The organism is Azospirillum himalayense, from assembly GCF_042657465.1.
Lineage (GTDB): Bacteria > Pseudomonadota > Alphaproteobacteria > Azospirillales > Azospirillaceae > Azospirillum > Azospirillum himalayense.
In genome coordinates this window covers 1-11,711 of record NZ_JBHSLC010000016.1, presented here as the reverse complement: position 1 = coordinate 11,711, position 11,711 = coordinate 1, and the positions used below count along the sequence as shown (strand labels likewise).

Below are 11,711 nucleotides of genomic sequence, written 5' to 3'. Positions count from 1 at the left end.
TCGGTGGCGGCTCCCGTGCGGCATCCCTTGAACAATTCTCCTCGACCGATCCGTGATGAACAATCCTGGGTAGAGCTTCCTCCACAGCGCAGTCATTGGTAATTTCAGGTGTATGGCGCTCCCGGGCCGGATCGCCCGCTTCCAGCGGAGGGGGAGCGTGCTACAGTGCACGCCCCGCCGTTCCGGAATATCCGCTTGCCGTCGAAGCCCCACCATCGTCCGCTGGTCCTTCTGGTGCTGGCCGCGTTGCTGCCGTTGGTTGTCCTGTCCGCGGGTCTCGGCGGCGCCTGGCTGCGGGGGCAGCAGAGCGCGATGGAGGTCAAGGCCGTCGCGCTGGTGGACCGGCTGTCGGCCCTGGTGGACCGCGAGCTGTCCGCGCAGATGGACGCGCTGAGGGCGGTGGCGGCGTCACCCCTGCTGGACGGTCTGGCCGCGGGCCGCGAGATCGACGCCGTGGCCTTCTTCGAATACGCCGAGCGCGTGCAGGGCGCTCTTCCCCTGTGGTCGACCATCGTCCTCAGCGATCTCGAAGGGAACCGGCTGGTCGACGCCCCCTTCCTGGTGGGCGGTGTCAGGGGCAGGGTGCTGGACATGGACAGCCACCGGCGCGTGGTGGAGACGGGCCAGCCGGCGGTCGGCACGATCCTGCGCGGCCCGCGCGGCGGCTACGCCTTCCCCATCCGCGTTCCGGTGACGCGCAACGGCGCGCCGGTCGCCGTCCTGTCGGCGGTGGTGATGCCCGAGGGATTCCAAAGCCTGCTGTTCGGCAACAGCCTGCCGCCGGGCTGGATCGCCGCGGTCATCGACGCCGGCGGACATCTGGTGGCGCGGGCCGGCGGCGACCCGGACCTGATCGGGCGCCACGCCAGCGAAAACGCGGTCCGCGCCCGCCGCACCGCCGACAGCGGCGTCTATGATGGTATGAGCCTGGAGGGCACACCGACGGTGGTCGCCTTCCGCACATTGCCCGATTACGGGTGGTCGGTTCACTTCGCGATCCCGCAGGACGCCTATCGGGCGCCGGTCTCCAACGCCCTGTGGCTGGCCGGGGTGGGAGGGCTGGTCAGCCTGACGATGGCCGGCGCCTTCCTGTGGCTCCTCGTTCGCGAATTGCGGCTGCGCCGCCGCCAGGAGGCGGCGCGGGAGGAAAGCCTGCGGCTGGAGGCCCTGGGCCGCATGACCGGCGGCGTCACCCACGACATCGCCAATCTGCTGACCGTCGTGATGAGCGGCATCGCCGCCATCCGCAGCCGTCCCAACGACCCGGAGCGCATTGCCCGCGTGCTGCCCGAGATCGAGGGTGCGGTGGCGCGCGGGCAGGCGCTGATGCGGCAGATGGCCGCCTTCGGCCGACGCAGCGTCTACGAACCGGTGCCCTTCCGCCTTCAGGACCGCAAGGCGGCGCTGGAAGCCCTGCTGGCGCGTTCCGCCGGCAGCGCGGTGGACACCGCCCTGATCGTTCCGGACGACCTCTGGCCCATCATCGCCGATCCGGACGCCATGGAGGTGGCGCTGCTCAATCTGGCGGTGAACGCGCGCGACGCCATGCCGGACGGTGGCACGCTGACCGTCATGGCGCAAAACCGCGCCCTGCCGGGGCGGCGGGGCGACGACACCGGCCTGACCGGCGATTTCGTGGCGCTGGCCGTCCGCGACACCGGAACCGGCATTCCGCCGGAGCATCTGCGCCGCATCTTCGAACCCTTCTTCACCACCAAGCCGGAAGGGAAGGGGACCGGGCTGGGCCTCAGCCAGGTCTTCGGCTTCGCCCGGCAATCGGGCGGGACGGTCACGGTGACCAGCACGGTCGGGGCCGGCACCACCGTCACGCTCTATCTGCCGCGGGCGGCGGTGGGCGAACCCCCTGGCTGAACCGGTCCGGGGGCGGACGCGGCAGCGCGGGAACCGCCGTGCCGCGCGCCGTGTTGAACGGGCGCCATGAACACCTCATTCCGCACGCCCCCCCATTCCACCACGACGGACGGCGCCCCGCGCACGGTCGGCGTGGAGGTCGAGTTCGCCAATCTTGACGCCCCGTCGGCGGCGGCGGTGGTGCGCAACCTGTACGGGGGCGCGCTGGAACCGGAGAGTCCGCACCGCTGCCGGGTGACCGGCACGCGGCTGGGCGACTTCACGGTGGAATTGGACATGCGCTCCGCGCATCCCGGCAAGGCGGGGGCCGGCAAGGCGGGAGCTGGCAAGGCGGAGACGGGGGAGCCCGGCCCTCTGGGCAAGGCGGTGGACGGCGTGGTGGAGGCGCTGCGGCCCTGGTGGGGCAACATCGGCAGCCTCGTCATGCCGTTCGAGATCGCCGCCCCGCCCATCCCCATCGAGCGGCTGGCCGAGCTGGAGCCCCTGTTCGCCGCTTTGAGCGCCCAGGGGGCCGCCGGCACGGACGCCAGCCCGCTGTTCGCCTTCGGCCTGCACCTGAATCCACAGGTGGCGCGCACCGACGGCGCGTATGTGCTGGACCACCTGAAGGCCTTCCTGCTGCTGGCACCCTGGCTGCGCCGCGAGATCCGCGTCGACCCGACCCGGCGCCTGACCGGCTTCATCGCCGCCTTTCCGGTGGATTACGCGGTGAAAGTGGTCGATCCCGCCTACCGTCCCGATCTCGACGGGTTGATCGGCGACTATCTGGAGGCCAATCCGACGCGCAACCGCGAGCTGGACCTGTTCCCGCTGTTCGCCCATCTCGCCCCGGAGACGATGGCGGCCAAGCTGGCCGACCCGCATGTGCGGCCCCGCCCGACCTTTCATTACCGCCTGCCGAACGCCCGTCTGGGCGACCCGGACTGGAGCCTGGCCCAGGACTGGAACCGCTGGGTGGCGGTGGAGGAGTTGGCGGCGGACCGCGACCGGCTCGACGCGCTGGGCGCGGACTTCCGCGCCTTCGCCGCGCGCAAGGCGCTGGACGGCTGGGCCGCCGAGGCGGGCCGGCGTCTCACCGTCTGACGGGGGCGACATGGCCGCCTTCATCGCAAGGGAACGCCCCCTGATCGGAGTCACCGCGTCGGTGCATGGCAGCCGCATCGCCTGGTGGGCGAACCGTCTGGCGCTGCGCCGCGCCGGGGCGCGGGCGGTGCGCATCACCGCGCGCGACCCCTTTCCCATCGAGCGGCTGGACGGGCTGGTGGTCGGCGGGGGCGACGACATCGACGCCGCGCTCTACGGCGAGATGGCCCGCCCGAAGATGCGCATCGACCCGGAGCGCGACCGGCTGGAACTGTGCGCGCTGGACGGCGCGGCGGCGCGGCGGCTTCCGGTGCTGGGCATCTGCCGGGGCTCGCAGATGATCAACGTGCACCGCGGCGGCTCCCTGCTCACCGACATCCACGAAGTGTACGAGGAGGCGCCGCGCCTGCGCACCGTCCTGCCGCGCAAGCGCATCCGCATCGACCCGCGCAGCCATCTCTACCGCATCCTGGGGATCGCCGAATGCCGGGTGAACGCGCTGCACCATCAGGCGGTGGACCGGCTGGGCGACGGCCTGCGCGTGGTGGCGCGCGAGACGGTGGGGATCGTCCAGGGCATCGAGGCGGTCCACCATCCCTTCCTGATCGGGGTGCAGTGGCATCCCGAATATCTGGTCGCCGACCAACGCCAGCAGGCGCTGTTCCGCACCCTGGCCGCCACCGCCGCCGGAACCGCCAGCCTGGAGGACGCCGCCACCCTGCAGGCGCCCCCTTAACTGTTCGCCCTTAACTGTTCGCCCTTAACTGTTCGTTGTGCCACCATTTCCCTCGCGCGCGGAAGCGGTTATCCTAACGATCGGGCCGAATGATCGGGCTTGGCGATCGGGCCGCCGCAACGGCGGAGGGGCAAGGGCGTGACGGAGAAACAGGCGGGCCGGCGGCTGCGGCTGCACACGGTGACGATGATCACCGCGCTGGCCACGGCGTTTCTGATGGCCGGTCTGACCCTCGGGGTGGGCGGCGCCTTCGTCCGGGTGCTCGACCTCGCGGAGGAGGCGGACCGCGCCATCGTTCCCCAGATCACCCGTCAGCACCAGTACGCCGTCTTCGCCGCCCGCATGGGCCAGCTCGCCGAGGCCGTCCTGCGCTCCCGCTCGCCGGAGGAGCGCGCCGGCGCCCTGGCCGAGGTGGAGGGCGTGTCGCAGCGCTTCGCGGCGGACGCGGCGGCCCCGGAGCTGCTGCAACGGCTCGAACAGGCCATCCAGGCGGTGCGCCGCACGGCGGAACGGGCCGATGCCATCGACGCCCTGGCGGCCCAGGCCATCGCCCTGCAGCGAAAGGGGGATGAGGCGTTTCTGAGCCTGTTGCGCTCCGGCGCCCCCCTGGCGGTGCAGGTACCCTACCACCGCGCGCTGGAAGCGCTGGCCGCCGGCCTGATCGCGACCGACACGGAGCAGCTCGCCGGGGAAGTCGCCCGCTTCCACGAGCACGCCGCCGCGGTGGTGAACGCGCTGATCCCGCTGGAGCCGGGGGAGCGGGCGCCGCTGGCCCGCACCGCGCGCGACCTCGACGGGCTGGGCGCGCTGTTCACCCTGCGCCGGACCATCCTGTCGGAAGCGGGGCTGATGGGGCTGGAGACGGAGATCGCCCACGGCGTGCTGAACGACCTCAGCGGCAGCCTGACCGACGCCGCCGCGACCAACACCCGGCGCATCGCCGACACCCTGACCGATCAGGCGCGCAGCGGCCTGTGGATCGTGCTGATCGGGCTGGGCATCGCCTCGGCGGTGCAGACGGTGCTCTACGTGCTGTTGCGCGTCCATGTGGTCCGTCCGATCCGCCGCGCCTCGCAGGCGCTGGCCATGGTGCAGAAGGAGCGCCGGACCGTCCGCCTGCCGCCCGCCCTCTTCGCCGAGCTTCAGGCCATCTCCACCAGCGTGGAGCGGTTCGGCACGGCGCTGGTGGAGACCCATGCCTACGCCGAGGCGCTGAAGGCGGGGGAGGAGCGGATGCGCGCGATTCTTGCAGCCTCGCCCTTTCCCATCGTGATCGCCCGGCGGTCGGACGATGCCGTCCTGTTCGCCAACCCGCAGGCCGAGGCGCTGTTCGGCACCGAGGGGGCGCGGCTGGCACTGACGCGCAACACGCGCTTCTTCGTTTACCCGTCCGACGCCGCCCGCCTGTCCAGTCTGGTGGCCGAAAAGGGGGCGGCGAGCGACCTGGAGATGGAGATGCGCACCGCCGGGGGGCGGCCCTTCTGGGCGATGATCTCCGCGGTGGAGATCCAGGACGTGGACGAGCCGGCCATCCTCATTGCCGTCAACGACATCACCCTGCGCAAGCGGTCGGAGGAGGAGACGGAGGCCGCCAAGCAGCGCGCCGAGGGCGCCCTGGCCGACCTGCGCGACACCCAGGCCCACCTGATCCAGGCGGAGAAGATGGCCTCGCTCGGAGGGATGGTGGCGGGGGTGGCGCACGAGGTGAACACGCCGGTGGGAATCGCCCTGACCGGCATCACCCATCTGGCCGACCAGACCCGCAAGGTGGTTCGCGGGGTCGAGGCCAACACGCTGCGCCGCGCCGATTTCACCGGCTATCTGACCACCGCGGGGGAGGCCTGCCGGCTGATCGAGAGCAACCTGAACCGCGCCGCCGAACTGATCCAGAGCTTCAAGCAGACCGCCGTGGACCAGACCAGCGAGGAGCGGCGCCGCGTCGATCTGGCGGCCTATCTGGACGACGTGCTGACCAGCCTGCGCCCGCGGCTGAAGCAGACTCCCCACCGGGTGGTGGTGGACTGTCCGGCCGGCCTGTCGGTGGACAGCTATCCCGGCGCGCTGTTCCAGGTCCTGACCAACCTGACGATGAACGCGGTGATCCACGCCTATCCGGACGGGCGGGCCGGCACGCTGACCGTCGCCGCGACCCGCCCCAACCCGCAGGAGGTCGAGCTGCGCTTCTGCGACGACGGCTGCGGCATTGCCGCCGCCCATCTGGGGCGCGTCTTCGACCCCTTCTTCACGACGCGGCGAGGCGAGGGGGGAAGCGGGCTCGGCCTGCACATCGTCTACAACATCGTGACCACCCGCCTGCGCGGCAGCATCCGGGTGGACAGCCGGGAGGGCGGCCAGGAGAGTGGAGGCACCTGCTTCGTCTTGCGCTTTCCCATCGAGGCCCCTCCCGTGGCGGACGCCGGCGAACCGGCTGCGATCAGGCCGGAGCCCGCGGTCTGAAACGAAAAAAGGCGCGCCGGAGGTTCCGGCGCGCCCTTCGCTGCAAACCTCGAAGCCGTTACTTGCTGCCGTCCGGGCCGCAGTTCGGGGTGCCCGGCGGACAGTGGGTGCCGGTTGCGGTCTGGTTGTCGCGGGCCGGGTTGCTGCTGGTGGCGCTGCCCATACCCGACGGTACCGTGGTCTGGCCCTGCCACGTGCCGCCCGACGAGCCGCTGCCCATGGTGCCGTTGCCCATGGTGCTGCCCGACGAACCGGGCACGGTGGTCCCCGGCGTGTTCATGGTGCCGGTCGAGCCGGCGGTGCCCGGCGTGGTGACGCTGCCCGGGGTGGAGCCCGGGCCGGAGGTGCTCAGGCCGGTGGACGGCGAGGTCGTGGTGCTGGGAACGGTCGGGCTCACCGCGGTGCCACCCGACTGGGCGACGGCGGAGCCGGCCATCAGGGCGAGGGCCGACGCGGCGGCGATCAAAACGGTACGCATCCTCATCTCTCCATCTGGTGGCGGCGCCCTTTGGCCGGGCGCCCTCCTGGCGGGGGTTCGGTCCGGCGCTTTGCGGCGCGCCCGTCCCCCATTCGACAACCCCAACAGGAGCCCCGGCGCATCGTTGCGGCAAAAACGGACGGATCACTCCGATCCGTTGCCGATCTTTTGGCGAACCGCCCGCCGCGCGTGCTTTCCATCCGCCCCCATCCAGAAGCGGGCGCCGGGCGATTCCGGAGCAGCCGGGCGCCTTGCGGAACAGGCCGCCGTCAAAAGAGTTGACGCAAGCACCGCTACGGCACATCGAGGCAGGAATGAGCGAACATCGGGATGCGGCTGACCTTACCGGGGCGCGGCCCATCCTGCGCCCCGGCGCCACCTGCTGGCGGACCGAGCGGGCGGACCGGGTGGCCGTGCTGGTCGACGGCGCTGCCTTCTTCGCGGCGGTGCGTGCCGCCCTGCTGCGGGCGCGGCGCTCGGTGATCCTGCTGGGCTGGGACATCGATCCGCGGATGCGCCTCGACCCCCACGACCCGGAAACGCTGGGCGATTTCCTCGCCCGCCTGATCCGCCACCACCCGTCGCTGCAGATCCACGCGCTGAAGTGGGACATGCCGTTTCCCATCTCGCTGGAGCACCCGCATGGGCCGCTGGAGCGGCTGAACCGGCGCACCGGCCCGCGGCTGACGCTGGAGCTGGACGACGCCCTGCCGGTGGGCGCGGCGCAGCACCAGAAGCTGGTGGTGGTCGACGACGCGCTGGCCTTCTGCGGCGGCATCGATCTGGCCGGCGACCGCTGGGACACGCCGGAGCATTTGGACAACGACCCGCGCCGCCGCTGGCCGACCGGGGAGCTTCACGCCCCGCGCCACGACGTGATGATGGCGGTGGACGGCCCCGCCGCCCGCGCGCTGGGGCTGATGGCGCGCGAGCGCTGGAGCCACGCCACGGGGCAGGCCCTGCCGCCCCCGCCGCCGGAAGGCTTTCTGGCGGGCGCCGCCGACCCCTGGCCGGAGGGGCTGCACCCGCTGATCACCGACACGGCGGTGGGCATCGCCCGCACGCTTCCCGACTGTCTGGTCGGCCGTCCGGTCCGCGAGAACGAGGCGCTGACCTTCGCCGCCATCGCCGAGGCGCGCCACAGCATCTATCTGGAGAACCAGTATTTCGCCTCCTTCCGGGTGGCCGAGGCGCTGGCCCGGCGGCTGCGCGAGCCCGACGGGCCGGAGGTGGTGGTCGTCGTCCCCATGGAAAGCCCGAGCTGGTTCGACCGCATGGCGATGGACACGCCGCGCGGCGTGGTGCTTCAGGAGCTGCGCGCCGCCGACCGCCATGGGCGTCTGCGCGCCATGACCCCGCTGACCGAGGGCGGCAACGGCATCGTCGTGCATTCCAAGCTGATGGTGGTGGATGACCGGCTGCTGCGCATCGGGTCGAGCAACCTGAACAACCGCTCCATGGGCTACGACACGGAATGCGATCTGGCGGTGGAGGCGCCGCCGGGCGACCGCAGCGACGCCAACCGCAGCACCGGCAACGCCATCGCCGCGGTGCGCAACCGCCTGCTGGCCGAGCATATGGGTGTCGACCCGTCGGAGATGACCGCCGCCGTCCGCGCCTCGGGCAGTCTAGTGGCCGCCATCGACCGGCTGAACAAGCCGTCCGGACGCCGGTTGGCGCCGTTGCCCGACACCGACCCCGGCCTGACCGAGCAGGCCTTCGCCGCCCTGCGCATCGCCGATCCTGACCGTCCGGAGGAGGCCTGGGCCGTGTGGAGGCGCATGCCCCCGGCCCCGGCGCCGGCCCGCTCCCTGACCCGCGCGGTGGGGGCGGCCCTGTTCACCGCGGGGGCGATCGCCGGGGCCTACGCCGTCGCGCGGGCGATGGTCGAGACCGAGCGCGGCGACCGCTGAGCGGCGCGGCGCGCAGGTCGGTCAGGCGGCGCGCTTCCGGACGCCGGACAGGCTGCGCAGATCCTCCTCCAGACCGTTCAGCCGGGCCAGCCCGCCACTGATCGCGTCCAGCTCCCGCCGCAGCCCCTCGGGAACGCGCAGGTCCCCGGCGAAACCGGCCAGCGTATCGGCCAGGGAATCGCCCAGCCGGTCCAGCTCGCCCATCAAGTGCCGCTCGTGCCCGGCAACGTCCTGCTGGCCGGCGCTGAGGCTTTGCAGGCGATCGGCCAGATCGGACAGCAGCGCGTGCTCGGCGGCCACCTTGGCCTGGGCGTCCTGCCCGGCAATCTGCTGGGCGATCGCCTGCTGCATGCGGTCGATGCCCTTCTGGATCACCTGGATGGCCTCGTTCGACTGGCGGGCCAGATCGCGCACCTCGTTGGCCACCACGCGGAAGCCGTGGCCGTACTCCCCGGCCCGCGTCGCCTCGATGGCGGCGTTCAGCGCCAGCATGTTGGTGGCGGACATGATGCGGGTGATGGCGTTGACCGAATCCTCCAGCGCGCGGGACTCCGCGACGATCTGCTCGAACCGCGTCAGGTCGGAGGTCGCCTCCGCCCGGCGGCGGTCCAGATGCTCCTGAAGGCTGGCGAGAAGCGCGTGGTTCTCCGTCGCGCGGCGCTGGGCGTCGTCGTGGCGGCCGGCGATCTGCACCCCGCTGTCGCGGATGAAGCCGACCAGGGCGGCCACCGCGTCCTGCGTGTCGGACAGGCGGGCGCGCAAGGCCTGCACCTCCCGCTCCGCCTGATCGAGCGCCCCGCCGACGCGGGCCTTGGCCAGCTCGACCGCCTGCGGCACCTCGGCGATGGCGCGCTCCGCCTCCGGCGGGATGCCCTGGGGGCGGCGCGCGAAGGCCAGCCGGGCGGCGCACAAGCTGCCGAACTCGTCCAGCGGGCCGTCCATGCCGTTGTCGCGCAGCAGGCGGCGCCACTCCTCCGAATCCCGGTGCAGGGTGACGAACAGGCGGTTGGCCTCGTCCGTCGTCAGCGTCTCGCTGTCGAAGGTCAGATGTTCGTGCGGGATGAAGTTGAACAGCGAGCTGACCATGGTCCGCCGCGTTTCCAGAACCCAATATTGCACGACCATCACCACCATGATGGTGACGATCATGCCGAGCGCCGCCGCCGGCCCCTCCGGCACGCCGAAACGGTGCAGCGTGGCGTTCCACAGCGGGTTGAGGAGAACCACCACCACGATCACCGGAAGGCCGATGATGAGGAGAAGCAGAGCCTGCGCCTTCAAAAATCCCCTGCTGAGCATTGCTCCCTCGTCACCCTGTCCAGTGGTCATTCCGAATCCCCGCGCAATCAAAAGGACGTCGTGTCCCCTCATGTTCGCGCATCGTAAAACCACACACCTTAAAAGGTAAAGAAACATTGATTTTGCCTTGCATTCGAGGCAATTTTTCCGAATGACCGCGCTTCCGGCGCAATGGTGGGGCGGGACGGGCAAGTCGGAGCGGGAAAAACGGCCGGAAATCGGGCCGGAATCGAAGCGGGCGAGCCGTTTCCGGCCCGCCCGTTCTTGTTCAAGCGCAATGTGCGTCAAATGGCAGCATGGCCCGTCAGGAGCGCGTCTCCGCCACCGAGCCCGGCTCGGAGATCACGATGTCGACGCGGCGGTTCTGCTGGCGTCCCGACTCCGTGCTGTTGGAGGCGACCGGCTGGGCCGACCCCAGGCCCTGGGCGGCGATGCGGCTGGGGTTGACGCCGCGCGCGGTCAGCGCGTCGCGCACCGCCATGGCCCGCTCCTCCGACAGGCGCAGGTTGGTGGCCGACGAGCCGGTGGTGTCGGTGTAGCCCTCGATCCGCACGGTCCGTTCCGGATTGCGCTGGAGGAAGTTGGCGAGTTCCCCCAGCCGCGCGTCGGCGCCGGAGGTCAGCCGGGCGCTGCCGGTGGCGAACAGCACGTCGCCCAGCGACATCACCAGACCGCGCTCCGTCCGCTCCGCCTGGAGGGCGCGGATCTGGTCCTGGAGACGGTAGGTCTCGGCGTTGGCGACGACCTGCTGCGCGCCCTTCATCGCCGCCACGTCCTGGGCGATCTGGAGCTGCCGGTTGGCGAGATAGGCCTGATGGTCCATCTCCGCCGTGTTGCCGTCGCTGCGCGCCCGCTCGCCGCGCTGCAGCGCCTCTTCGGCGCGGCGCAGCTCCAGAGTGGCGTTGCTGGCCAGCTGCGGGTTGGCGGCGGCGCCGGAATAGGACTGGCGCGCCTGGGCCAGGGCCGGCGTGTCGTCCGGGGTGGCGCAGGCGCCGAGCGACAGGGCGACGACGCCGAGCGATGCCAGGGCGAGGCCTTTCCCCATCTTGCGGGTCTTCTTGTTTGCGCTGTGCATCACGGCGTGCCCTCCAGCGTGCGCGGGGAATCCCAGGTCGAGGTCCCGCTCATGCCCGACGGGGCCAGGGGAGCGGCCGCGGAGGCTGCGGGCGCCCGGCCCGCAGCGCCCGGCATGCCGGCGTTGGGCAGGCCGGCGTTGGGGTTGGCGAGCGTGCGCACGGCGCTGGCGGCCTGCTGCGCCGTCGCGCGCTGCGAGCGCACGGTGGCGAGTTCGGCGTCGGCCTGCGCCTGCTCGGCGAGGCGGCGGGCCTGGGTCCGCTCGTCCTCGCGCATCGCGGCGTCGGCGGCGGCCAGCTTCTCGCGGGCGGACTGGAATTCCGCGGGGGCGTGCTGGAGGGCGCCGGCCCGTTCGGCTTGCTGGATGGCCTGCGCCGACGCGCCGAGCTGGGCGGTCGGCGGCGGCACGCTGCCGGCGCAGGCGGCCAGCCCGAGCGACGCAGACAGGATGGTCGCGGCCCTCCATCCCACCCTGGGCCATCCCATTGTCGAAATGCTGTTGCGGTTCATGCTGCGGCTTCCCGAATGACCGCGGCGCACGGCCGCGGAAGAGTGTTCGCCGCTCCAACGCGCCGCCGGGTGGAAGGTTCCTTGTCCGCGCATCCGCGCCGGGAAACGCCCCGCTTGCGCGCAAAAAGACGGCCGGGGGAGTGCCCCGGCCGCAAGGTCTGCCTGGATGGGAGGGGGAGAGGGGAGGGGCTTACTTCTGGATGCCGGTGACCTGCTGCTGGGCCTTGTTGCCGAAGCCGGCGGCGAGGTTGGAGACGGTGCCGAGGTTCTGGTTGAACAGGGCGCCCGG

General features: G+C 71.7%; 9 protein-coding genes. 5 read left to right on the top strand and 4 right to left on the bottom strand.

Going from position 1 to position 11,711, the window contains the following annotated elements:
- The first annotated feature begins 195 nt into the window (after nucleotides 1-195).
- From ACFPMG_RS11180 to ACFPMG_RS11165, 4 genes are all read left to right on the top strand, one after another.
- On the top strand, nucleotides 196-1,872 hold the full coding sequence (locus ACFPMG_RS11180; protein ID WP_376995202.1) for an ATP-binding protein: 1,677 nt from the start codon (nucleotides 196-198) through the stop codon (nucleotides 1,870-1,872).
- A gap of 66 nt (nucleotides 1,873-1,938) precedes the next feature.
- Nucleotides 1,939-2,955: an amidoligase family protein gene (locus tag ACFPMG_RS11175; RefSeq protein WP_376995201.1), complete on the top strand. Its 1,017-nt coding sequence runs from the start codon at nucleotides 1,939-1,941 to the stop codon at nucleotides 2,953-2,955.
- 10 nt (nucleotides 2,956-2,965) lie between these two features.
- Nucleotides 2,966-3,691, top strand: a complete 726-nt coding sequence (locus ACFPMG_RS11170; protein ID WP_376995200.1) for a gamma-glutamyl-gamma-aminobutyrate hydrolase family protein — start codon at nucleotides 2,966-2,968, stop codon at nucleotides 3,689-3,691.
- A gap of 138 nt (nucleotides 3,692-3,829) precedes the next feature.
- On the top strand, nucleotides 3,830-6,148 hold the full coding sequence (locus tag ACFPMG_RS11165; RefSeq protein ID WP_376995199.1) for a sensor histidine kinase: 2,319 nt from the start codon (nucleotides 3,830-3,832) through the stop codon (nucleotides 6,146-6,148).
- A gap of 58 nt (nucleotides 6,149-6,206) precedes the next feature.
- On the opposite strand, the gene ACFPMG_RS11160 is transcribed toward ACFPMG_RS11165, so the two are convergent.
- On the bottom strand, nucleotides 6,207-6,626 hold the full coding sequence (locus tag ACFPMG_RS11160) for a hypothetical protein (protein ID WP_376995198.1): 420 nt from the start codon (nucleotides 6,624-6,626) through the stop codon (nucleotides 6,207-6,209).
- Between the two features lie 314 nt (nucleotides 6,627-6,940).
- Between ACFPMG_RS11160 and ACFPMG_RS11155 the strand changes: the two genes are divergently transcribed.
- Nucleotides 6,941-8,539, top strand: a complete 1,599-nt coding sequence (locus ACFPMG_RS11155) for a phospholipase D-like domain-containing protein (protein WP_376995197.1) — start codon at nucleotides 6,941-6,943, stop codon at nucleotides 8,537-8,539.
- A 21-nt stretch (nucleotides 8,540-8,560) separates the two neighbouring features.
- On the opposite strand, the gene ACFPMG_RS11150 is transcribed toward ACFPMG_RS11155, so the two are convergent.
- The 3 genes from ACFPMG_RS11150 to ACFPMG_RS11140 form a co-directional block, all read right to left on the bottom strand.
- Nucleotides 8,561-9,868 carry a methyl-accepting chemotaxis protein gene (locus ACFPMG_RS11150; protein ID WP_376995196.1) on the bottom strand — a complete coding sequence of 436 codons (1,308 nt, stop codon included), beginning with the start codon at nucleotides 9,866-9,868 and terminating at the stop codon, nucleotides 8,561-8,563.
- Nucleotides 9,869-10,142: 274 nt separating this feature from the next.
- Entirely contained in the window at nucleotides 10,143-10,913 is a 771-nt protein-coding gene (locus tag ACFPMG_RS11145; protein ID WP_376995226.1) for an OmpA family protein, read from the bottom strand.
- On the bottom strand, nucleotides 10,913-11,383 hold the full coding sequence (locus ACFPMG_RS11140; RefSeq protein ID WP_376995195.1) for a DUF4398 domain-containing protein: 471 nt from the start codon (nucleotides 11,381-11,383) through the stop codon (nucleotides 10,913-10,915). The genes ACFPMG_RS11145 and ACFPMG_RS11140 overlap by 1 nt, the downstream gene beginning before the upstream one ends.
- Nucleotides 11,384-11,711 lie beyond the last annotated feature (328 nt).